The following is a 22,304-nucleotide window of genomic DNA, read 5'->3' on the forward strand; positions in this document are numbered from 1 at the left end:
TTTTCGCGGACCCTTGCTCTTATATATCCTGCGCGGGTTTGCCCACGCGCATGATTTCCCATTCTAATTCGATGCCGTGCGACGCGTACACCCTTTTTCTGACCTCTTCGCCCAATCCTTCGAGGTCTGCGGCAGTTGCGCCACCCTTGTTAACGAGGAAGTTGGAATGCATCTGCGACATCTGCGCGCCGCCCCGCGTGGCCCCGCGCATGCCCGCCTCGTCAATCACCTTCCAGGCCTTGAGCTCATGGGTATCATCGGCCTGCCCGGTCGAGCTGAAGCCCGCGGGATTTCGAAAGGTCGAGCCTGCCGTCAGCTCCTTGGTGGGTTGGGTCGCATCACGCTTGGCCAGTTGGTCGGTCATCCGGGCGTGGAGGGTGTCGGGCTCGGCGTGATCCCCGCGCAAGGTCACGCTGGTGATGACCGCGCCCTCGGGCAGGTCCGTCTGCCGGTAGGCAAACTTGATGTCCTGCGCGCCAAGCGTGATCCGCGTGCCATCGCGCAGGACCGCGTTGGCCGAGACGAAATGATCCGCGACATAGCTGCCGTAGCAGCCGGCATTCATCTTGAGCGCGCCGCCGAGCGAGCCCGGGATCGTGCGCAGGAACGTCAGATCGATGCCCGCGTCGGCCGCCGCCTTGGCCACTCGCGCGTCCAGCGCGGCCGCCCCCGCGGTCACGGTGTCGCTGTCGACGGCCACATCCATGAACGGGCGTCCCAGCTTGATCGTGACGCCGGGCAAACCGCCGTCCCGCACGATCAGGTTCGAGCCCACGCCCATTGCGAACACCGGGATATCGCGGTCCAGCGCCGACAAAAAATCGCTCAAATCATCTTCATCGGCGGGCTGGAACAGCCATTCCGCCGGTCCCCCGACCCGCAACCACGTCAATCCCGACAGATCGCGGTTCGGCGTCAGCCGGCCACGTGGGTGCGGCAGCGGCTGCGTCACGTCCGGTCGCCCCGCGCGAAAACGGCGCGCATCACCGCGCCCGAGACGCTGCCTGCGAGAACCCCCATCGCAAAGGGAATTAGTCCGAAATACAACACCGTCGGTGCGCCCGGTATCTTCGATCCGACGCCGCGATCAAGCCAGATCGGGTAGAGGATCACGGCCAGCGCCGCGATCCCCCAAAGCGCCATCACATGGCTCTTTCGGCCGATCCGAGCCGCGATGTAGCCCGCCAGAACGCCCGCCATGGTGGCGAAGCCGGTGAACAGAATGGCCTGATCCATCACTGCCGCTCATCCTCTATCCGCGGCGGAAACAGCGCGCGGCGGATGCGTTGGCCAAGCCGGATGAGCGGCCACCGCAGCACCGAGGCGCCAGCGCATAACAGAACAAGGCCCCAGACCGGACCGGCCTGATAGGTGACAAAGCCCAAAAGCGGGATGCCCGTCAGGATCAACACCCAGGCCGCCGGAATATGGAACCGCCGTGGCCCCATGCCAGCCGCGCAAGCGATCAACGCCCAAAGGCACGCGAGGATCAACGACACCGGCATCAGGTGGGCCGCCCCATCAGGCGTTTCGCAAAATAGATCAGCGGATTACGGAACATCGAGGCCACCGCAAACAGAAACAGCCCAACCCAGATGAAACCATGGCTGATGCCGATGAAGATCAGCAGCGGCACGGACAGGAACAGAAGCGCGATGCCCGGCGGGAATTGCATCCGGTAGGGCAGCATCGCGGTGATGGCCGAGGCCAGGACCCAAACGCTTGCCAGGATCAACGCCGCGCTCATGCGGGCCGCGCCACCCGGCGCCATGCCCCCACGGTCGCGCCAAGCGCGGTCGCGACAAGGGTGGCGACGGCAAAGGCCGGGGCGGCGCTCGCCGTAAAGTCTACAAAACCAAACGCCGAGGCATCCGGCACGGCATAGGCCTCCACTTCGGTGCCTGGGCCGGGTCCGGTGGAGCTGGCCCGAAAAACCAGAAAGCCCACGATGTTGGGCACGTTCAGCAAGGCCACGCAGCCCACCATGAACCAGCCCGCGCGTGCGCCAAACCGGCGCGACAGGACAAAGGCCAGCAGGCCCAGGGCGACCATGCCCGCGATGACAAAACCTGGCCCGGACATCATGGGCCGACCGTCCCGAGAGAGAAATTCGCGATCATCCGCCAACCACCTTCTTGTCCAAATCCTTCAAGCGTTCCGGCAAGCCATTTGCCCAGGCACTGATCGTGCCCGCGCCCAGACAGACGACCATGTCGCCGGGCCGTGCCTCTTCGCGCACAAGCCGCTCAAGATCATCCTCGTCCATTATGGCACAAGCATGACGGTGCCCGTGCCGGATCATGCCGGCGACCAGATCATCGCGGCTTGCGCCCTCGATTGGGTCCTCACCGGCGGCGTAAACCTCGCCGATGGCAACCACGTCGGCCTCGGAAAAGCAGCCGCAGAACTCTTCGAACAGGCTGTGCAGGCGGCTGTAGCGGTGCGGTTGATGCACCGCGATCACGCGGCCTTCGCTGGCCTGGCGCGCAGCTGTCAAAACGGCGGCTATCTCGACCGGGTGATGGCCGTAATCGTCGATCACGGTGATCCCGCCGACCTCGCCCACCTTGGTGAAACGCCGGTTCACGCCCTTGAACCCGGCCAGCGCTTCGCGGATCTCGCGGCCCTTCATGCCCAGATGGCGCGCCACCGCAACGGCGGCCAAAGCGTTGGAAACGTTGTGATTTCCCGGCATCGGCAGGCGGCAGCCCTCGATCACCATATCATCGCCCTGCAACGCGATGTCGAAATGCGCCACGCCCCCCTTGTAGGTCAGGTTCGTCGCCCGCACGTCGGCCTGCGCGTTGAACCCGAAGGTCACCACGCGGCGATCGGTGATCCGGCCCACCAGCGTCTGCACATCGGGGTCATCGGTGCAGCACACGGCCACGCCGTAGAACGGAATGTTCGAGACGAAATCGAGGAACCCCTGGTGCAGGTTCTCCTCGGTGCCCCAATGCTCCATATGCTCGGGGTCGATGTTGGTCACGATTGCAATCGTGGCGGGCAAGCGGTTGAACGTGCCATCGCTTTCATCGGCCTCGACGACCATCCAATCGCCCTGCCCGACCCGCGCGTTGGAGCCATAGGCATGGATGATCCCGCCGTTGATCACCGTCGGATCCATGCCGCCATGATCCAGCAGCGTCGCCACCATCGTCGTGGTCGTCGTCTTGCCATGTGTCCCTGCCACAGCGATGTTCGACCGCAGGCGCATCAACTCGGCCAGCATCTCGGCCCGGCGCACCACCGGCAGGCCCCTAAGCCGCGCAGCGTCCAGTTCCGCGTTGCCCGGCTTGATCGCGCTGGAGACCACCACAACCTCGGCGTTTTCAAGGTTTTCGGCCTTCTGCCCGATGAAGATCTGCGCCCCCAGATCGCGCAAGCGTTCGGTGATCTTCGACGGCTTCAGGTCCGATCCCTGCACCTGATAGCCGTGGTTCAAAAGCACCTCCGCAATCCCCGACATACCGATCCCGCCGATGCCGACAAAGTGGATCGGTCCAAGTTGCGTGGGCAGTTTCGTGGCGGCGGCGTTCATGGGTCTGTTCCTTTTTCAGGCGCGCTCTTCGGCGAGTTTTTCGACAAGTGCAACCAGCCGTTCCGTGGCGTCCGGCTTGCCGACGGACAGGGCCGCGATGGCCATGCGCGTCGCGGCTTCGGGTTGTGTCAGGATGGATTGTATCACCTCGGCCAAGGCCTCGGGTGTGAGTTTGCTTTCGGGCATCAGGGCGGCGGCTCCGGCATCGACCGCGCCGCGCGCATTGGCGGTTTGTTCATCGCGCACAGCCGCCGCGTAGGGCACATAGATCGCCGGTCGCCCCACGACGCAGATATCGGCCACGGAAGATGCGCCCGAGCGGCAGATCACAAGCTGCGCCTCGGCCAGTCGCGTGGGCATGTCGTGCAGAAAGGTCTCGACCTCGGCGCGCAGCCCCATCGCGTCATAGGCGGCGCGGACGCGGTCGAGGTCCTCTTCGCGGGCCTGTTGGCTGATCCGCAAATGATGGCGCATGCCCTCGGGCAAAAGCGCCACTGCCGCGGGCACCACATCCGACAGGATGCGCGCGCCTTGGCTGCCGCCGAATACCAGAAGGTTCATTGGCCAATCGCCGGGCGGCGTATAGGGCGCGCCTGCACGCTCGACGATCCCGGCGCGCACCGGGTTGCCCACATCGCGCGCATCCGTGCCCTCGGGCACCTCCGTTGGCCAGGTGCCGCAGGCGACATGCATCACCCGCTTGGCAAACAGCCCGTTCACCCGGCCCAGAACGCCGTTTTGTTCATGCAACATACGCGGCCTGCGCGTCAGAACCGCCGCCGCCATGGCCGGGATCGTCGGATAGCCGCCGAAGCCCACCACAACGTCGGGCTTTTCGCGCCACATCCGCCAGGTCGCTGTCGCCACGCCGCCGAAGATACGAAACGGCACGGCCAGTTTGGCCAGCACGCCACCCCGAGTGAAGGTCGCACTCGACACCTGCCGGATCTCGACCGCATGGGAAAACCCGCCAACATAACGCGCGCCACGTGCATCCGTGGAAAGCGTCACGCGCCAGCCATTGCGCAACATCGCCTCGGACAGGGCCTGCGCGGGGAACATATGCCCGCCCGTGCCGCCCGCCGCGATGATGAGGTGCTTTTGCGTCATGCCCTACCGCGACCTCGTCAGAAGGTGATCGGCGATATCGCCCTGCGGCCGGGTCCGTGTGAACACCAGAAGCATACCCACCGCGATCCCCGTCGCGATCAGGGACGAGCCGCCGTAGCTGACGAACGGCAAGGTCATGCCCTTGGCGGGAAGCAAACGCACCGCCACGCCCATGTTGATAAACGCCTGCAGCGCCAGCAGACTGACCAGCCCGGTACCCGCGAGCCGCGCAAACGGATCACGCTCTTTCATCAGACGGAAGTAGCTGCGCAGCGTGATCGTCAAAAACAGCGCGATGATCACAGCCACCAGTACGAAGCCATATTCCTCGGCCGCGACGGCAATGATGAAATCGGTATGCGCATCGGGCAGCGTCCACTTCACGGACCCCTCGCCCAGACCGGTGCCGAACAGACCGCCCTCGCGGATCGCATCGGTGGCAAAACCAAGCTGCGTATTCTCGCCGACCTCATCGCTGAGGAACCCGTCGATGCGGCGCTGGAAGTGCTCGGAGGAGTTGTAGGCCAAAACCCCGACCGCCAACACGACCCCCGCCAGCCCCATAAGGATCACCATAGGCGCGCCCGCCACGAAATAGATCACGCCCCAGGCAAAGATGATCAACGCCGCCTGCCCAAAGTCGGGCTGCATCGCAAGGAACGCCACAAGCACGATGGTCACGAAAAGCGACACCGATTTGCCCGGCGGGCCGGCGACCTCCTGACTGGCCGCCATCATCCAGGCGGTGAAGACCACGAAGACCGGCTTGAGGAATTCCGACGGCTGCAACGAGGCAAACCCAAGCGAATACCACCGCGTCGCGCCCATCCCGTAATCCGTGCCGAATATCGGCAACAGGGCCACCGCCGCGACCGCCCCGAAAAAACCCAGCACGCCCAATCGGCGCACATTTGTCGGTGTCATCATCGACACGACGATCATCACAAACAGGGCAAGCCCCCCAAAGGCCGCCTGCCGGATCACGTAGTGGAACGGTTCATGGTCGTTGCGCTCGGCCAGCGGTGGCGAGGCCGCAAAGCCCAGAAGGATGCCGATCGCGAACAACCCGAAGATGCACCCGATCGTCACCCGATCAATCGTGCTCCACCAGCGCGGAATAACCGCGTCGCCCGTGTGCACAATAACTGTGCCGTGCGCCATTTCCGTCATGGGTCGCCTGCCTTGCGTTGCGATGTTTGCCATCGCGTATTCTGCTCAAGCCCGGGTTTTCCCGGATCTATTGCATCAGTTTACCCTGAAAAAGCAGCACTGGCTAGCGAAAGTGTCGCCCCCGGACCGCATTGGCGGGCCAGGGGCGGGGTCCGTCATTCACCCGGGCGCGCGTAGGGCAAGAATTCGAACCGGTCATGGTCAAACAACGGATGCGGCGCGGCGTAGGTGATCCGCTCCATGTAAAGCATCGACCCGATGGGGAAGCGCCGATGGGGTCCGATATCAAGCGCAATGACCTCTCCCTCCGGCAAACGTACCTCATGGCAGTCGAATTCCTCGTTTTCCGGAAGGCTGTGGGCAATACAAACGCCCTGATCGCTGACCAATTCCACGTCGATGAACTCCCGCTGCACCTGTTCCGGGTAAGGGATCGTATAAACCGGATGCACAGGCCTTGCCGGTGGCAGGGTGCAGAGATCTTGGGGGCACGGTCCCCATTCCTCACGCGACCACTGCCGATATTCGGTGCTCCCAACGTATTCAAAGGCCGGCGGGGCATAATCCCGATAGGTCCAGCCTTCATAATCGTAAGTCAGGCGGTCGACCTCGATTGTCAGTGGACCCGCGCGGTGGAAGCCCACGATCATTGCGGCCCGTTCCGTGCCGTCAGGCAGTCGTATGATCGGGCACGGGTCCCCGAAATTCACCAAGAGGTGCATACAAACACCGGTCTGCGGCAAAACCTCGACGATCAGCCGTTCACGCCCGATGACCGGCGGGTCAATGGCCCCGAAGATCAGGCCGGGAACGACGGGTTCGCTTGGTGTCACGGGCGGGTCTTCGGCCAAGACGGGATGGGCCATTGAAAGTGCAGCGACCATGGCCACGAGTGTCATGCGTGCGCGGTCCGTCATGATCCGTCCGCCACCTGAAAATACACCGTCTGGCGGCAGGCGTCCGCCGTTCCCATGCAGCTCGCGACGTTGATCGAACTGATCACGTCGATTTCGATGCGGGGTGCCACGGAATAATCAAATGTCCCCCTCGTTTCGTCCGCGATCCCGAGCGGGCCGGTCCGACCGTCCGGGAAAAGGTAATGCGCGCACGGCACGTCGCGATTGGAGCCTTGCGAAAATTCTACGCAGGTGAACAGGCCCGGCATCGCCACAAGCTCCACCCGCTCCACCGTCGGCTCGGCCCCGATGAAGGCATAGGCCAGCCCGTCGGTTTCATGGGCCATGTGCAACCCTCCGAATGGATTGGGGCTTTGCGCCGTGCCAGGGTGCTCAAACCCGTTGGGATCAAGCCCACCCTGCGGCACAATCACAACCCCCGGCGTGGCTTGCGCAACGGCAGGCAGGCTCAGCAGGGCACAGATAATCGCGGCGGAATGGATAGATTTCATGGTCATAATGGGCCTCCTTTCGGGAGAGGTCAGAAAATCGGACCGGGTCTGGAAAATGCGGTGGTTTTGCCCGGATTACCTCTTTTTCGCCCATCAGCCGCCGCCCCGATATGAGGGAGACTCCCCATATTGATCCGCGCCGCGCAGCACACGATCCCAGCGCCTCTTGCACCGGGTCGCGCGGACCGGCACTCTGCGCCCATGACGCAGCCCAATGCCCTGCCCCGCGCGCTTCGCGCCAACGCGCTCGTCTCGCTTGTGACGGGCCTTGCGGGTGTGTTGATGTCCGCCCCTTTGGCGCAGACCATCGGCCTGATCCAAGGCACCAGCTATCAGGTGATCGGCGGCGTGCTGGTCGGGCATGCGGCGCTGCTGATGTGGGTCACAGGCCGCGCGCGCATCGCCACATGGGCGCGGCGCAACATCGTGGGGCTGGCCGCTTATATGCTGGGTTTGTTGATCGTGCTGGTCGCAGGCGACATCGCCACGCCAATGGGCCGGACGCTTGTGATGCTGGATGGCGCGCTCGTGGCGGGCCTTGCGCTTTGGCAGGTCCGCGCGCTCAGCGCGTCAACGCCTCGACCTGCGCAATGAAATCCGCGCCTCTCGCCTCGAAGCTGTCGTATTGATCGAAACTGGCCGCCGCCGGGGCCAACAACACCGTCTCGCCCGGCTCGGCCTCCGCCGCCGCGCGCGCCACCGCGCTTGCCATATCACCGCAGACTTCGCTCGGGATATCGCCCAGATGCAGCGCGAAGGCCTCCGCCTCGCGCCCGATCACGTAGGCCTTGGTCACCGAATTTGCCGCCTCCCACAATCCGTCGAGGCCGCCGTCCTTCTCCAACCCGCCACAGATCCAGCGGATCCGCTTGAACGCGCCCAACGCCTTGGCCGCCGCGTCCACATTAGTGGCCTTGCTGTCGTTGACAAACGCCACGCCGCCGATCTCCGCCACCCGTTGTGACCGGTGCGGCAGGCCCTCAAAGCTTTGGAACGCCTCCTCGATCACACGCGGCGCCAGACCCAGCGCGCGCGCCACGCCATAGGCGCAGGCCGCGTTTTGATGGTTGTGCGCGCCCGGCAGCCCGGGCACCTCGCGCAGGTCCAGCGCGGCCACCTGTCGCCCCTTGCGCACCTCACTGAGCCAGCCCTTGCGCGTGCTCAACTCCCAACCCGGCGCATCGCCGATCTTGCCCGAGCGCACCCGGATCACACGCGGATCGCTTGGTCCTTCGGCCATTTGCCCCGCCAGATAGGCGCCCTCGGCCTCGTCCACACACAGGATCGCGCGCTCCGGACCACCTTCGGCAAACAGCCTGCGCTTGGCGGCAAAATACCCGCCCATGCCCCCGTGACGGTCCAGGTGATCGGGGCTGAGATTGGTGAACACCGCAATGTCCGGCGTCAACGCGCGCGCCAGCTCGGTCTGATACGACGACAGCTCCAATACCACGACGCCGCCATCACCCGGCGGGTCGATATCCAGAACCCCGCGCCCGATATTGCCGGCCAATTGGCACTCCATACCGGCCGCCCCCAACACATGGGCGATCAACGCGGACGTCGTGGATTTCCCGTTCGATCCGGTGACGGCCACAACCTTGGGCGGGCTCTCCATCCGGTCCCATTCCGGCGTCGCAAGCGAACGAAAGAACAAGCCCACATCGTTGTCGACCGGCACTCCGGCCGCATAGGCCGCCGCAATCGCGCGGTGCGGTGCGGGATAAAGATGCGCAATGCCCGGCGATGTCACCAGACAGGCCACGTCCGCAAATGCCCCGCCCGTCATCGGGTCGCGCAGCGCGAACCCCTCGTCTTCGGCCCGCGCGCGGCCTACTTCGCCGTCGTCCCAACACAGCGCCTCGGCCCCGCCGGCCCTTAACGCCCGCGCCGCCGCCAACCCCGAGCGCCCCAGCCCCAAAACCAGAACCTTTGCCCCCTCAAAGCCCAAGACCGGGATCATCGCGATCGCCCTTTCATCTTGCCAGAAAAACCCCACCCCAGTGCCCGATCGGTGGCTACGCCACCGTAAGCGGAGGGTCCGCACTCTACGCCCAAGCCACCGCCGGAAAACGCACGCCTTGCCCCGCCACACGCGCCCACCAACGAAAAGCCATGACGGCAAGGCCGTCGCACTATGACAGCGCGCGCCACGCTCACCGCAACTTCAGCGTGGCCAAACCGATCAGCGCCAGGATCAGCGAGATGATCCAGAACCGGATCACGATCTGTGGCTCGGCCCATCCGCGTTTCTCGTAATGGTGGTGGATCGGCGCCATCAGGAACACGCGCTTTCCGGTCGCCTTGAAATAGGCCACCTGCACGATGACCGACACGGCCTCGGCCACGAAAAGACCGCCGACAATCGCCAGCACGATCTCGTGCTTTGTGGCCACCGCAATCGCCCCCAACGCGCCCCCCAGCGCCAGCGATCCGGTGTCGCCCATGAACACCGCCGCAGGTGGAGCGTTGTACCACAAGAACCCCAGCCCTCCGCCGATCAGACCGGCGGTGAAAATCAACAACTCCCCCGTGCCCGGCACGTAATGCACATCGAGATATTCGGTGAAATCCACGCGCCCGACCGCATAGGCGATCACCCCCAATGTGCCCGCCGCGATCATCACCGGCATGATCGCCAAGCCGTCCAGCCCGTCGGTCAGGTTCACCGCATTGGCCGAACCCACGATCACGATCATCGCGAACGGGATGAAGAGCCAGCCCATGTTCCATAGCACATCCTTGAAGATCGGGAACGCCATCCGGCTCGACAGCGCCTCGGGGTGCAGTTGTGTCGCCACCAGCGCCGCCGCACAGGCGATGGCGAACCCCGCCGCCAGCCGCACCTTGCCCGAGACGCCGGCCGAGGTATTCCGGCTCACCTTGGCCCAATCGTCGGCAAATCCGATCAGCCCGAAGCACACCGTCACACACAGCACGAGCCACACATAAGGATTGTCGAGCCGCGCCCACAGAAGCGTCGACAGGCTCAGCGCCGCCAGAATAAGCAGCCCCCCCATCGTCGGTGTGCCCGCCTTGGTCTCCAGATGGCTGGCCGGGCCGTCCTCGCGGATCGGCTGGCCATGCTGATACTTGCGCCGCAACAGGTTGATCAGGGGCCGCCCGAAGATGAACCCGAAGATCAGCGCCGTGAAGAACGCACCTCCCGCGCGAAAGGTGATGTAGCGAAACAGATTGAGGACACCGCCACCGTCCGAAAGGTCACTCAGCCAATACAACATCTAGCGGTCCCTCACCCTTATTGCTCCGCCGACTGCCCGAGTTTGCGCAGCGCGTCAACCACGCGCGACACCTCGGAGCCCTTTGATCCCTTGACCAGAACGACGTCTCCGGGCCTCAGCTCCCGGGCGATCCGGGGGCACATCTGTTGCGCGGTTTCACTGTGCAGGCCGCGCTTGGCTTCGGGCAGGGCCGCGTGCAAATGCGCCATCAGCGGGCCGCTTGTGTGGACCTGCGCGATGTCCTCCATTGCGGGCAATGCGGCCACCCCGGCATGCATTGCCTCCGCCTCCGGGCCCAGTTCCAGCATATCACCCAAAACCGCGATCCGGCGCCCGCCGCGCGGGGGTGTGATCCCGGCCAACACCTCAAGCCCTGCGGCCAGCGAGGTCGGGTTGGCGTTGAACGCGTCGTCGATCAATTCAATGGCGATATCGTCCGTCCGGCTCAAAGCGATGCGCTCGCGCTGCCCGCGCCCTTCGACGGGCTGCCATTGCGACAAGGCCATCGTGGCCTGCGTCAGGTCGGCCCCGGCGGCGGCCACGCTCAACATCACACCGACCGCATTGCTCGCGTAATGCCGTCCAACCACCGACAGCTTCGCCAACCGCGCACCCTCGGGCGTGGCGATCCGCAGGATCGTTGCGTCATCCGACACCATCACATCGCTCAGCTGCAAATCCGCCGCCTCCGCCGCGCCGAAGGTCACAACCTCCGCCGCATGGGCGCGCCCCGCCGCCAGCAGGATATCGCGCTCGTTCACGTCCAGCGGCACCACAGCGATACCACCGGGCTCAAGCCCTTCGAAAATCGACGCTTTCTCAGCAGCAATCGCCTCCATCGAGCCCAGGTTTTCCAAATGCGCGGGCGCAATCGTCGTGATCAACGCCACATCGGGCCGCGCCATCCGGGCCAGGGGCGCAATCTCTCCGGCGTGGTTCATGCCGATCTCGATGATGGCAAAATCCGTATCCTCCGGCATCCGCGCGAGCGTCAGGGGCACCCCCCAGTGGTTGTTGTAGCTGGCCACGGCCGCATGCACCCGCCCCTGCCCGTCCAGCGCCTGCCGCAGCATATCCTTGGCCGTGGTCTTGCCGACCGAACCGGTGACCGCGATCACCTTGGCCTGCGTGCGCGCCCGCGCCGCCTGGCCAAGCCGTTCCAGACTCGGCAAAACCTCGTCCACGATCAGGCATTTCGCGCGATCCACGCCCGCCGGCACATGGACAACCATCGCCGCCGCGGCCCCGGCCTCCAGCGCCTGCGCCACAAACTCGTGCCCGTCGCGCGCCGCCTCCAAAGCCACGAACAGATCGCCGGGTGCCAGCGTTCGGGTGTCGATCGACACGCCGTCCGCCTCCCAATCGGCGGCCACAATGCCTCCCGTTGCGCTTGCGGCTTCGGCGGCGGTCCAAAGGCTCATACCATCCCCTCCAACGCGGCCACCGCAACGGAGGCCTGTTCCACATCATCGAACGGATAGACCACATCGCCGACCTGCTGGCCCGTCTCGTGCCCCTTGCCCGCAATCAACAGCGCGTCGCCCGGCTCCAACATATCCACACCGCGCAAGATCGCTTCGGCCCGGTCGCCAACCTCCGTGGCCTCAGGGCATCCGGCCAGGACCTCCAACCGGATAGCGCCCGGAGCCTCACTGCGCGGATTGTCGTCGGTGACCAACGCGATATCGGCAAATTCCGCCGCCGCGCGCCCCATCAACGGGCGCTTGCCCCGGTCGCGATCCCCGCCCGCGCCGAACACCACGATCAACCGTCCCAAAACATGCGGGCGCAGTGCCTTCAGCGCCACTTCCAGCGAATCCGGCGTGTGCGAATAATCCACGTAGATCGGCGCGCCATGGCTGCGCCGCGCCGCCAATTGCATGCGCCCGCGCACGCCCTTGAGCCGCGGCAGCACCGCGAACACGTCGTCTGGCGCCTCGCCGCCTGCAATCACCAACCCCGCCGCCGTCAGCACATTCATCGCCTGAAACGCGCCGATTAGGTCCAGCCGCGCCTGCCGCGCCTCGTCCTGCCAGCGAAACAGCACATCCTGCCCCGTCTCATCAATCCGCCGTCCCGTTATCTTCAACGCCGCATCGCCATATTGCGCCACACCCAACGTCTCGATCCCGCGCGCTTCGCAGACCTCTGCAACACGCGCGCCGTAATCGTCGTCAAGGTTCACGACCGCGACGCCATCGTCCGGCAAAAGATCGTTGAACAGGCGCAGCTTGGCTTGAAAATACGTCTCCATGTCGCCGTGGTAGTCGAGGTGATCCTGGGTCAGGTTCGTGAAGCCCGCCGCCGCCAGCCGAACGCCATCCATCCGCTTCTGATCGAGCCCGTGGGACGAGGCCTCCATCGCTGCATGGCTTACGCCGCCCGCCGCCATATCGGCGAGCACCCTGTGCAGCGTCACCGGCTCGGGCGTGGTGTGCAGGCCCGGCGCGGCAAACGCGCCTTCGACGCCCGTCGTGCCGATGTTGACCGCTGCACGCCCCAACGCTTCCCAGATCTGGCGCGTGAAACTGGCGACCGAGGTCTTTCCGTTGGTGCCCGTCACCGCCACCATCGTCTCGGGCTGCGCGCCATAAAACAACGCCGCCGCATGGGCCAACGCTCCCGCCGGGTCCTCCACCACCACCAAGGCCGCGTCCGATGCGGCCAGTTCCGCCTTGGCAATCTCGGCCCCCACGCGGTCGGTCAAAACCGCGCCAGCCCCCATGCGCAACGCATATTGTATGAACGCGCCGCCATGCACCCGCGTGCCGGGTAACGCCGCGAACAGATGGCCCTTTTCAACGTTTCGACTGTCCAGCGACACGCCCGTGATCGCCACATCCTCGCCGCGCGGCGTCAGGCCCAGATCGGAAAGTCTCTTCGCGGCCATCCGGAATTCCCCTCAGTTAGAGGAATTGGATAGCTGCAAACCAAGGGGATGTTCAATGTCGGGCCTGAGACCCAGAAGCGGCGCGGTGCGCCGGATGATCTCGGCCGCGACGGGCACCGCCGTCCACCCCGCCGTGCGGCGCGGCTCCGGCCCCGAAAGCTCCGCCGCCTCGCGCAGCGTGACGACCAGAACATATTGCGGATCGTTCATCGGAAACGCGCTGGCGAAGGTGTTGAGGTTGCGGTCCTCGTAATACCCCCCTTGCGGACGCGGCAGGTCGGCGGTGCCGGTCTTGCCGCCCACCATGTATCCCTCGACTTCGCCGAAACTCGCCGTGCCGTCGGTGACAACCGCGCGCAGCATGGCGTTCATCATGGCACTGGTCTGCTCCGAGATGATGCGCGCGCCGTTTTGCGGGGTCTCGCGGCGCTCCAGCGTCGGGATGATCTCAGTCCCGCCGTTCACAATCGTCGCGTACGCCGCCGCCAGATGCAGCGGCGAGGTCGACACGCCATGGCCGTAGCTGATCGTCATCGTCGCCAATTCGCCCCAGCGCGGCGGCGTCAGCGGCACGCCCGATGCGGCCTCCACGAGCTCGATTTCCGTGGGCTCCAGCAGGTTCAATTGCGCCAGAAAATGCTCCTGCCGCGACGCGCCGATCACCCGCGCAATCCGCGCCGTCCCGATGTTTGACGAATGGATCAGGACATCGGCCACGGTTTGCTCCGGGCCATAGCTGCGAAAGTCGCGGATCGCGAAACCCGCCATGCGCAACGGACCCGTCGTGTCGATCATGTCATAGGGGCTGAACAGGTTCAGCTCCATCGCCTGCGCAATGGTGAAGGTCTTGAAAACGCTTCCCAATTCGTAAACGCCCTGCACCGCGCGATTGAACAGCGGGCTGTCGGCCTGATCGCCTTCCGTCAGGGGGCGTGGCCGCGCGTTGGGGTCGAAATCCGGCAGGCTCGCCATCGACAGGACCTCGCCGGTGTGTACGTCCAGCAACACCGCTGCCGCCCCGCGCGCGTTCATCAACGCCATGCCCCCCGCCAGCACTTCCTCCACCGCCGATTGCACCGAAAGATCGAGCGACAACATCAACGGATCGACCCGTGCCGGGTCGCGCAATTCGGCGTCATATTGCGCCTCGACGCCCGCGATGCCGATCACCTCGGCCGCGTTCACCGCCTCTTCGCCGAAACTCGCCCCGCCAAGGACATGCGACGCGATCGAGCCGTTGGGATAAAGCCGCATCTCGCGCGGCCCGAACAGCAATCCGGGAGAGCCGATGTCATGGACCAACTGCTCCTGCTCGGGCGAGATGTAACGCCGCAACCAGATGAACCGACTGTCCCCGGTGAAGCGCCGATACAGGTCGTCCGCGTCCATCTCGGGGAAGATTTCAGCCAGACCGTCCGCCGCCTGACGCGGGTAAATGATATCATGGGGATGCGCATAAAGCGCGTTGGTGGCGAAATTCGTGGCCAACAACCGCCCATGCCGATCGGTGATGTCGGCGCGTGTGTTAAGGATCGTCGGCCCCTGGTTCAGGACCCGCGGCTCGGTCGGCTCCGTTGTGGCCAGCGCCGCCATCTTGTAGCCCACCGCGCTGAACGCCATCACGAAGACCGCCGCGACGAGCAACAGGCGGCTTTCGGCGCGCACCCGCAGCTTGTCACGCTGTGCTTCGTGACGCAGGCGCAGGTTCTCTTTCTCGACGTTATCCGGGTTTTCACCGCGTGCACGGGCGTCAAGGATCCGCGTCAGCGGACGCAATGGGATGCGCAGGCTCATAGCGGCTCCTCCTCATATCCATCCGGCAGCGACGCGTTGTCATAAAGCGCGTCAGGTGCGGGGAACGGGATCTGCGCCGCATCGCCGAACTGATCCGGCGCCAGCGGCAGCAGCCCAAGACGGTCGAAATTGAATTGCGCCAACTCGCGCAAGCGGTCGGGCCGGTTGAGATAGGCCCATTCGGCCCGCAACACGCCCAGACGCTCATGCTCGGCGGCAATCTGGCGTTGCAGGCGGTCCACATCGCGGTCGGCCATCTGGGTCTGGATCGTCTGATGGTAGGCCCAATACCCAAGGCCAATCACGATCAAGGCGGCAACAAGCGTGGTGAAGCGCATCACGACAATCTCACATCTGGCAGGCCAAGCAGGGCCGGATCAACGGGTTGGGCGGGGGCATCGGTCCGTGTTGCGATGCGCAGTTTGGCCGAGCGCGCGCGCGGGTTGCGGGCGATCTCATCGGCCTCCGGCGCAATCGCCTTGCGGGGGGTCAGTGCGAACCCGGGCGTCTTGGCATCGGCCTCGGGCGCATAACGCGACCCGCCGCCGCCGGTGCTTGACCGCTCCGTCAGGAACCGCTTCACGATCCGGTCTTCCGACGAATGAAACGTCACGACTGCCAGCCGCCCACCGGGTTTCAGCGCCCGCTCCGCCGCCATCAACCCTTGCGCCAATTGCCCGAATTCATCGTTCACCGCGATGCGGATCGCCTGGAACGAACGGGTCGCGGGATGGCTTTGGCCGGGCTTTTTGCGTGGCAGGCATTTCTCAATGATATCTGTAAGTTGTAAGGTGGTGTTGATGCGATACTTCAAGCGTTCCGCAACAATTGCCTTGGCAATCCGACGTGCCGCACGTTCTTCGCCGTAGTGATACAGGATGTCGGCCAAAAGCGGCTCGGACGCCTCGTTCACCACATCCTCCGCCGACACGCCCGCCTGCCCCATCCGCATATCCAGCGGCCCGTCGCGCATGAATGAAAAGCCGCGTTCCGCAAGATCGAGCTGCATCGACGACACGCCCAGATCCAGCGTTACGCCGTCCAGCGGCTCGCCGGCCAGAGCGTCCAGTTCCGAAAAGGTGCCCGGCACAAGCCGAAGCCGGTCCCCGAAGGTCCCGGCCCAGTCCGACGCCATCTCGAACGCCAAAGGATCTCGATCCACCCCAATCACCAGATCCGCACCCCTATCCAGCAATCCACGGGCGTATCCACCAGCGCCGAAGGTTCCGTCCAACCAGACGCCAGTAATCGGGCCCGCGCGCTCCAGGATTGCGCCAAGAAGAACGGGGGTATGGGGGGTGTCGGTCATGTTTCATGTTCTGTCACCGGGGTGGGTTTGGCCGGGTTGGCCAAGGAAATCGGGCGGAAGAATTCTTTGTCGCCGCGCTTGCGGGCCAGCATTTCGGCCAGGCGGTCTTTGGTGGCCTCGCTGTCGGCGGGTTTCAGGATGCGGAACGTCGTCCCTTTGCCCTGGAAAATCGCAGCCCCGTCAAGGTTCAGCCTCTCGCGGGCCGGGCCGGGTAAAACGAACCGGCCGGTGTCGTCCACCTGCACCTCGTCACACAGCGAAAAGTACAGGATTTCAAGGATTTCCCGGTCCTCTTCGCCCTGCGGCATCGCCTGAATATTGGCGCTCAGCTCGTCGAAGGCATCCCCTGACAGGCATTCCACGAAATCGACGTCGGGTTCACCATAGGCGATGAAAAGGCGTGGGGCTTCTCCGGGGGCGCAGCGGGCATCACCAGCCTGCAAGGCACGACGGAACTTGGCCGGGAGCGAAACCCGGCCCTTTCCATCAACCTTGCACTCGTTGGTGCCCTGGAACCACGTGTCCACGTCGCTGTCGCCTCAAATTCGCCACAAAGTGGCCGCAATGATTGTCCCGGAAATGGAAACGGCGGTTGAGGAAGCTGCCACTCCTCAACCGCCGCCCTCGTCCCATTTCTGGGGTGTCCGACTCCGCAAACTACCTGGGGGGATGTCTGCTCGCTTGCGGGCCGGATCTCGTTGTTCGGCGCAATTGAGATGCCTGTATGAACCTGCCTATTTTTATTTTGGTTCGGGTCTTGGTGACCCTTTGTTGTCTCGATCTGCCGATGAACAATATGTCTCACGGGACAGCTCTCCAATCAATACCTTTTTCTGCCACTTTGCCCCAATTTGTTGATTTTGGCCCCATTCCAACACTGCATCTTGTGTCGATCCGTGCCAGCGCGACGCGCCATGTAGTAGACACACGTCGGGCAGCACCCACGATATGGGGGCTGCAGGGCTCTGCGGAGAGAAGTGGCAGAAGATGGAAGTTTTTTACCGGAAAATCCCAAGATCCTCAGATGGTCTTGGTTTGTTCCGGTCTCGGGTGATTCGTTTCACCCGCATGCAGCCGCGAAACGGACGCATTCAGCCGCGCGTCAGGCCATGCCGCCGTCGATGAAGCGCCGCGCAAGTGCGGCATAAGCCTCGGCCATCGGGCTGTCCCCAGCGGCAATCGGCTCGCCCGCATCGCCTGCCACCCGCGTCTCAAGGTCGATGGGCAGCGTGCCAAGGAACGGCAAACCAGCCTCGGCCGCGGCGTTCATCACCCCGCCCTGCCCGAAGATATGCGCCTCATGCCCGCATTTTGGGCAATGGAACGCGCCCATATTCTCGATCAGGCCCAGGATCGGCGTCTTCAGCGTCTTGAACATATCAAGCGCCTTTTTCGCATCCAGAAGTGCTACATCCTGCGGCGTCGACACGATGATCGCGCCGGTCACTTCGGATTTCTGGCACAGCGTCATCGCCACATCGCCCGTGCCCGGCGGCAGATCGACCAGCAAAACATCCAACTCGCCCCATTCCACCTGCGTCAACATCTGTTGCAGCGCGCCCATCAACATCGGCCCCCGCCACACGACGGCCTTGTCCTCCGGCAGCATGAAGCCGATCGACATCAACGTCACGCCGTGCCCCTGCAAGGGGATGATCGTCTTGCCATCGGGCGAGGCCGGGCGTTTGTTCACGCCCATCATCCGCGGCACACTTGGCCCGTAGATATCCGCATCCAGCAGGCCCACGCGCCGCCCCTGCCGCGCCAAGGCCACCGCCAGGTTCGTGGACACGGTCGATTTGCCGACCCCGCCCTTGCCCGATCCGATCCCGATGATGCGTTGCACGCCCGAGGGGGTCATGGACCCCTCCTGCGGTTTCATGTGCCCGCCCACCTTCAGGCTCGGGGGCGGCGTGTTTGGTGCGGGTTTCGCCGCCGCTGCGGGTGCCGCGGGCGCGGTCAGTGCGACCATCGCGGTCTGGACCCCATCCATCCGCTCCACCAGCGCCTGTGCCGCATCGCGCGCCGGGCCCATCGCTTGGGCCGCCGCCGCATCCGGCGCTTCGAGGATGAAGCTGACCTTGCCGCCCTGCACCTGCACCGCGCGCACCATGTCGCGGCTCACCAGATCGCCCCCGTCGGGCAGGGTCACGGCGCGCAGCGCCTGCAGGATGGTCTCTTTCGTCTGGGGCATGGTCGGCCTCGGCTGATGGATTTCCTCTCACATAGGGCGATTTGCCCGGCTTCGCACCCCCATCGCGACACCCCCCATTGCCGCAGCCCCCAACGCGCCCGCAATCGCCAGCGCGGTGGAAATCCCGAAGCCATCCGCCAGCACGCCGATCCCCAGCGATCCGATCGCCACCGTCCCGAAGCCCACGACCACCCACAGGCTCATCACCCGACCGCGCAATCCGTCCGGCAGATCCGTCTGGATCGCCGATTGCAGGCTGACGCCGCACCATGTCGAGCAAAACCCCGCCAGTGCCGTCGCCAAAAGCGCCAGCGGCCAGCTTGGCGCAAGCCCCATGGCCACAACCGCACCCTGCCCCGTGATCGCCGCCGCCCAGACCGCCATCGGGATCCGTGCGCCCACCGCGCCCACGCCCGCCGCCTTCATCACCGCCGAGGCCAGCGCCCCCGCGCCCGCCGCCCCGGTCAGGAACCCAAGCCCCGCCGCCCCGCGCCCGAACCCGCCATCGGCCAGCACCGGCAGCACCTCCAACGCGCCGCGCGCCACCGTTGCGAAAACCAGCGTGATCAGCAGCGCCTGCCGGATCAGCGGCGTGGTCCATGCATGCGCAATCCCCTCGCGCAGGTCGCGCAGGAACGGCGACGGCGCGCGCGGGGCCAAGGCCCGTGGCTGCAGCACCGGCAGCACCGCCAGCATCGGCACATAACAGATCGCCGCGATCCAAAGTGCCGTGCCGCCGCCCGATGTCGCGATGATCCAGCCCGCGAAGACCGGCGCCACCAGCCGTGCGATATTGAAATTCAACGCCGTGGCAGAGACCACATGCTGCACCATGTCGCCCGACACCAACCGCGGCCCCAGCGACATCCGCACCGGGTGATGCGCCGCCGAGATCACCCCGATGGCCAGCGCCGCCGCCCCAAGGCCTAACGCCCCGACCTGCCCCGCCACCATCGCAAGGCCCGCCAGAACCACCGCCATCAACCCATTGGTCACAAGCGACGCGCGGCGGATGTCCACCCGGTCCGCCAGCACGCCAAAAAAGGGGCCCGCAAACAGGGTGGGCAACAAGCTCAACGCCGCCACCAGCCCCACAACCCGCGCCGAGCCCGTCCGCTCCCACGCCAGCCATCCCAGTGTGACCCGCTGGATCCAGATCGCCTGCACCGCAAAGAAAACGCCCCCGAAGAACAGCCGGAATTGCCGATCCCGGAACGCGCCGCCTGCGATTAACATGGTGTTAACCCAACGGAATGTAACAGAAATGTGTTATGCGCTTGCTGCATGGCAGCATTTCGCCATCGGTCATTGTGCAATCGCAGCATTTGCCTACATTCAATCGGGACAGGGCACAGACCCAACCACCAAAGCGGCGCACGGGCAACGGCCCGGTGCTGCCAGAGGATCGAAAAGAGAGTAGTACAATGGCTTACGTTTCAAGCACGAGAAAATCCAGCGACACGCTGATCAACCGCTTCGCCGCCCTGCGCGTGGATGCGATTGAAGCCTACAACAACTGGCGCGTGTACCGCACGACGCTCAACGAATTGAATTCGCTGTCGACACGCGAACTGGCCGATCTGGGGATCAACCCCTCGATGGTGCGCCGCATCGCTCTCGAAGCCGCTTACGGCAAATCCGCCTGAAGCGAACGACATACCATGCGCCGCTCCTCCCTTGGCGCATGGGACGGTGGGCACGCCTAACCTCCCTTAGGTTTGTCCACACCAATACGGCCCGGAAACGGGTCTCAAGATCGGTTCCCCTCCTCCCAAATCTGGGGACCGTGACGACCGGCAAAGCTCCTTCTCCTCCCTTTGGAGCGATGCCAACGGTGCCTTCCTTTCCTCCCATCGGAAGGGGCCGGAATATAGCGGCGATGATCCTCTCCTCCCTTGGATCATCGCCGTTTTTTTATGTCTTTTCGGATGTTTGACCTCAGGCCCGCGTGTCCTTGGGCGATCCCATCACCACAAAGGTCGTGATCGTGGCCACCTGCGGCAGCGCGCCCAAAATGTCTGTGTGGAACCGTTTGTAGGCCACAAGGTCCGCCACCTCCACACGCAGCAGATATTCCACCGTGCCGGTGATGTTGTGGCATTCGCGGACCTCGCCCGCGCGCGCCACCGCCGCCTCGAACGCGGATTGCGAGGCCTTGGTGTGGGTGCCAAGCCCGACCGTGATATAGGCGATGAACCCGATCCCCAGTTTCGCCGGATCCGTCACCGCGCGGTAGCCCTTGATCACGCCGGCCCGCTCCAACGCCTGCACCCGCCGCAATGTGGCCGATGGTGACAGCGCCACCTTCTCCGCCAGGTCGAGATTCGAGATCCGTCCGTCGCGGCTCAGCTCACGCAATATCTGATGGTCTTTTTCATCGATCTTCGTCATTTGTTGCGCAGATTAGCCGCTATCCCGCATCTTCGCAATTTCATTGCCGGCGGGCGGCCCTAATGTTGCGCCCATGACCTATGAGCTCCTCTCCGGCCTCGTGCTGTTCGCCTTCGCCTCCTCCATCACGCCGGGGCCCAACAACATCATGCTCATGGCCTCGGGCGTGAACTTCGGCCTGCCGCGCACGTTGCCACATATGTTGGGCGTTTCGCTGGGACATGCGGCGATGACGCTGATCCTCGGGCTCGGGCTGGTGCAGGTGTTCGAGGTTCTGCCGTGGCTGCGCACCGCGCTGACCGTGGTGTCGGTTGGCTATCTGCTGTGGCTGGCGTGGAAAGTCGCCAATGCCGCCCCGCCCAAGGGCGCCGACCACGATGCGCAGCCCCTGACTTTCCTGCAGGCGGCAGGCTTTCAATGGGTCAATCCCAAGGCGATCTACATGTCGATCTACGCCCAGACCACCTATGCCCCCGATGGCGGCGGCTGGACCTCTGCCGTGCTGGTCGCGCTGGTGTTCGGTCTGGTGAACCTGCCCTCGGTCGCCACCTGGGCCTGGGGCGGCACGCAGATCCGCCGCTGGCTCGATGGTCCGGGCCGCCTGCGCGCTTTCAACTGGACCATGGCTGCCCTCCTGGTCGCCTCGCTCTACCCGATGCTGCTGCCGTCGGATGGTTAACCCGACGGGATAATCGCCACACCGCTGGCAAAGCGCGGGATCAAGGCCACCGGGTCGCGCGCCTCGTCCTCGACCCCGTCCCGGAACACATGCTGAAACAGCGCATCTGGCCCGGCGTCGTCAATCGTGTAGCGAAAGCAGAAATCCCGCGGCGCGGTCTCGCGCAACATCTCGATCCGTTCGGGCAGAATCTCGTCCGGCAACGGCGTCAGCCCCAGCAAATCAAACGAAAACCGATAGCCCTCCGCCTCCCACATCGCGCGCAGCCCCTGGTTCTCATACGGAATACACAGCGCATCCCCCTCCCAGTTCAGGCGATATTCCTGCACCTCCATCGGCGCGTCCCACACCGCATTGGCCGTGTGCAGAACCACGTGATCGTCATAAAGCGCCGTGTAAATCTCGGCCCAGGAACACGCCAGCCGGTCATTGGGATGATAGCAAAACGCCTGCTCCCGCATAAGATCCTCAACCTCGATCCGGCTCAGGAACTCCTGCGCCGCGACGGCGGAGGGACACAGGGCCAACGCAGCACAGGTCGCAGCGATACGGGCAAGGGGCATCTCGCCATCCCTT

25 protein-coding genes are annotated in these 22,304 nt (G+C 64.7%); 3 read left to right on the forward strand and 22 right to left on the reverse strand.

Going from position 1 to position 22,304, the window contains the following annotated elements:
- Nucleotides 1–19: 19 nt before the first annotated feature.
- The 10 genes from murB to V8J83_RS06245 all read right to left on the reverse strand — a co-directional run bounded on the left by murB (nucleotide 20) and on the right by V8J83_RS06245 (nucleotide 7,235).
- Nucleotides 20–952 (reverse strand): UDP-N-acetylmuramate dehydrogenase, encoded by a 933-nt coding sequence (murB, locus tag V8J83_RS06200; protein WP_339984560.1) that lies wholly within the window; start codon nucleotides 950–952, stop codon nucleotides 20–22.
- The gene (locus V8J83_RS06205; RefSeq protein ID WP_339984563.1) at nucleotides 949–1,236 is read right to left on the reverse strand and encodes a hypothetical protein; all 288 of its coding nucleotides are present in this window, start codon (nucleotides 1,234–1,236) and stop codon (nucleotides 949–951) included. Before V8J83_RS06205 ends, murB begins: the two co-directional genes overlap by 4 nt.
- Entirely contained in the window at nucleotides 1,236–1,505 is a 270-nt protein-coding gene (locus V8J83_RS06210) for a DUF2484 family protein (RefSeq protein WP_339984565.1), read from the reverse strand. Before V8J83_RS06210 ends, V8J83_RS06205 begins: the two co-directional genes overlap by 1 nt.
- On the reverse strand, nucleotides 1,505–1,771 hold the full coding sequence (locus V8J83_RS06215; RefSeq protein ID WP_339984567.1) for a DUF2484 family protein: 267 nt from the start codon (nucleotides 1,769–1,771) through the stop codon (nucleotides 1,505–1,507). Before V8J83_RS06215 ends, V8J83_RS06210 begins: the two co-directional genes overlap by 1 nt.
- The gene (locus V8J83_RS06220; protein ID WP_339984568.1) at nucleotides 1,744–2,082 is read right to left on the reverse strand and encodes a hypothetical protein; all 339 of its coding nucleotides are present in this window, start codon (nucleotides 2,080–2,082) and stop codon (nucleotides 1,744–1,746) included. Before V8J83_RS06220 ends, V8J83_RS06215 begins: the two co-directional genes overlap by 28 nt.
- 34 nt (nucleotides 2,083–2,116) lie before the next feature.
- On the reverse strand, nucleotides 2,117–3,541 hold the full coding sequence (gene murC / locus V8J83_RS06225) for a UDP-N-acetylmuramate--L-alanine ligase (protein WP_339984569.1): 1,425 nt from the start codon (nucleotides 3,539–3,541) through the stop codon (nucleotides 2,117–2,119).
- Between the two features lie 15 nt (nucleotides 3,542–3,556).
- Entirely contained in the window at nucleotides 3,557–4,651 is a 1,095-nt protein-coding gene (locus V8J83_RS06230) for a UDP-N-acetylglucosamine--N-acetylmuramyl-(pentapeptide) pyrophosphoryl-undecaprenol N-acetylglucosamine transferase (RefSeq protein WP_339984570.1), read from the reverse strand.
- A gap of 3 nt (nucleotides 4,652–4,654) precedes the next feature.
- The gene (gene ftsW, locus V8J83_RS06235) at nucleotides 4,655–5,821 is read right to left on the reverse strand and encodes a putative lipid II flippase FtsW (protein ID WP_339984571.1); all 1,167 of its coding nucleotides are present in this window, start codon (nucleotides 5,819–5,821) and stop codon (nucleotides 4,655–4,657) included.
- A 155-nt stretch (nucleotides 5,822–5,976) separates the two neighbouring features.
- Nucleotides 5,977–6,738 (reverse strand): hypothetical protein, encoded by a 762-nt coding sequence (locus V8J83_RS06240; protein ID WP_339984573.1) that lies wholly within the window; start codon nucleotides 6,736–6,738, stop codon nucleotides 5,977–5,979.
- Nucleotides 6,735–7,235: a hypothetical protein gene (locus tag V8J83_RS06245; RefSeq protein WP_339984574.1), complete on the reverse strand. Its 501-nt coding sequence runs from the start codon at nucleotides 7,233–7,235 to the stop codon at nucleotides 6,735–6,737. Before V8J83_RS06245 ends, V8J83_RS06240 begins: the two co-directional genes overlap by 4 nt.
- 195 nt (nucleotides 7,236–7,430) lie before the next feature.
- Between V8J83_RS06245 and V8J83_RS06250 the strand changes: the two genes are divergently transcribed.
- A complete protein-coding gene (locus V8J83_RS06250) occupies nucleotides 7,431–7,823 on the forward strand; it encodes a hypothetical protein (RefSeq protein WP_339984576.1) in 393 nt (130 codons plus the stop codon).
- Here the strand turns inward: V8J83_RS06250 and murD are convergent.
- The 10 genes from murD to V8J83_RS06300 all read right to left on the reverse strand — a co-directional run bounded on the left by murD (nucleotide 7,792) and on the right by V8J83_RS06300 (nucleotide 19,894).
- A complete protein-coding gene (gene murD, locus V8J83_RS06255) occupies nucleotides 7,792–9,192 on the reverse strand; it encodes a UDP-N-acetylmuramoyl-L-alanine--D-glutamate ligase (RefSeq protein WP_339984579.1) in 1,401 nt (466 codons plus the stop codon). The two genes, V8J83_RS06250 and murD, sit on opposite strands and share 32 nt — an antisense overlap.
- Before the next feature lie 193 nt (nucleotides 9,193–9,385).
- On the reverse strand, nucleotides 9,386–10,471 hold the full coding sequence (mraY, locus tag V8J83_RS06260; protein ID WP_339984582.1) for a phospho-N-acetylmuramoyl-pentapeptide-transferase: 1,086 nt from the start codon (nucleotides 10,469–10,471) through the stop codon (nucleotides 9,386–9,388).
- A 17-nt stretch (nucleotides 10,472–10,488) separates the two neighbouring features.
- Complete coding sequence (locus V8J83_RS06265) at nucleotides 10,489–11,892, reverse strand: UDP-N-acetylmuramoyl-tripeptide--D-alanyl-D-alanine ligase (RefSeq protein ID WP_339984584.1); 1,404 nt, start codon at nucleotides 11,890–11,892, stop codon at nucleotides 10,489–10,491.
- Nucleotides 11,889–13,361: a UDP-N-acetylmuramoyl-L-alanyl-D-glutamate--2,6-diaminopimelate ligase gene (locus tag V8J83_RS06270; RefSeq protein WP_339984586.1), complete on the reverse strand. Its 1,473-nt coding sequence runs from the start codon at nucleotides 13,359–13,361 to the stop codon at nucleotides 11,889–11,891. The genes V8J83_RS06265 and V8J83_RS06270 overlap by 4 nt, the downstream gene beginning before the upstream one ends.
- Nucleotides 13,362–13,373: 12 nt before the next feature.
- Nucleotides 13,374–15,155 (reverse strand): peptidoglycan D,D-transpeptidase FtsI family protein, encoded by a 1,782-nt coding sequence (locus tag V8J83_RS06275; protein WP_339984589.1) that lies wholly within the window; start codon nucleotides 15,153–15,155, stop codon nucleotides 13,374–13,376.
- Nucleotides 15,152–15,493: a cell division protein FtsL gene (gene ftsL, locus V8J83_RS06280; protein WP_339984592.1), complete on the reverse strand. Its 342-nt coding sequence runs from the start codon at nucleotides 15,491–15,493 to the stop codon at nucleotides 15,152–15,154. The genes V8J83_RS06275 and ftsL overlap by 4 nt, the downstream gene beginning before the upstream one ends.
- A complete protein-coding gene (gene rsmH, locus V8J83_RS06285; protein ID WP_339984595.1) occupies nucleotides 15,493–16,464 on the reverse strand; it encodes a 16S rRNA (cytosine(1402)-N(4))-methyltransferase RsmH in 972 nt (323 codons plus the stop codon). Before rsmH ends, ftsL begins: the two co-directional genes overlap by 1 nt.
- Nucleotides 16,461–16,991: a division/cell wall cluster transcriptional repressor MraZ gene (locus tag V8J83_RS06290; protein ID WP_339984597.1), complete on the reverse strand. Its 531-nt coding sequence runs from the start codon at nucleotides 16,989–16,991 to the stop codon at nucleotides 16,461–16,463. Before V8J83_RS06290 ends, rsmH begins: the two co-directional genes overlap by 4 nt.
- Nucleotides 16,992–17,566: 575 nt before the next feature.
- The gene (locus V8J83_RS06295; protein WP_339984599.1) at nucleotides 17,567–18,658 is read right to left on the reverse strand and encodes an Mrp/NBP35 family ATP-binding protein; all 1,092 of its coding nucleotides are present in this window, start codon (nucleotides 18,656–18,658) and stop codon (nucleotides 17,567–17,569) included.
- A gap of 27 nt (nucleotides 18,659–18,685) precedes the next feature.
- The gene (locus tag V8J83_RS06300) at nucleotides 18,686–19,894 is read right to left on the reverse strand and encodes an MFS transporter (protein ID WP_339984601.1); all 1,209 of its coding nucleotides are present in this window, start codon (nucleotides 19,892–19,894) and stop codon (nucleotides 18,686–18,688) included.
- Between the two features lie 188 nt (nucleotides 19,895–20,082).
- On the opposite strand from V8J83_RS06300, the gene V8J83_RS06305 reads away from it, so the two are divergent.
- Nucleotides 20,083–20,304 (forward strand): DUF1127 domain-containing protein, encoded by a 222-nt coding sequence (locus V8J83_RS06305; protein WP_339984603.1) that lies wholly within the window; start codon nucleotides 20,083–20,085, stop codon nucleotides 20,302–20,304.
- A 292-nt stretch (nucleotides 20,305–20,596) separates the two neighbouring features.
- Here the strand turns inward: V8J83_RS06305 and V8J83_RS06310 are convergent, their stop codons facing one another.
- Complete coding sequence (locus V8J83_RS06310) at nucleotides 20,597–21,049, reverse strand: Lrp/AsnC family transcriptional regulator (protein ID WP_339984605.1); 453 nt, start codon at nucleotides 21,047–21,049, stop codon at nucleotides 20,597–20,599.
- A 73-nt stretch (nucleotides 21,050–21,122) separates the two neighbouring features.
- Here V8J83_RS06310 and V8J83_RS06315 point away from each other — a divergent pair, with 73 nt between their 5' ends.
- Nucleotides 21,123–21,728 carry a LysE family translocator gene (locus V8J83_RS06315; protein WP_339984607.1) on the forward strand — a complete coding sequence of 202 codons (606 nt, stop codon included), beginning with the start codon at nucleotides 21,123–21,125 and terminating at the stop codon, nucleotides 21,726–21,728.
- On the opposite strand, the gene V8J83_RS06320 is transcribed toward V8J83_RS06315, so the two are convergent.
- On the reverse strand, nucleotides 21,725–22,291 hold the full coding sequence (locus tag V8J83_RS06320; RefSeq protein WP_339984609.1) for a hypothetical protein: 567 nt from the start codon (nucleotides 22,289–22,291) through the stop codon (nucleotides 21,725–21,727). The genes V8J83_RS06315 and V8J83_RS06320 overlap by 4 nt on opposite strands.
- Nucleotides 22,292–22,304 lie beyond the last annotated feature (13 nt).

It is taken from the genome of Gymnodinialimonas ulvae, from assembly GCF_037543845.1.
GTDB classification, from domain to species: Bacteria; Pseudomonadota; Alphaproteobacteria; order Rhodobacterales; family Rhodobacteraceae; genus Gymnodinialimonas; species Gymnodinialimonas ulvae.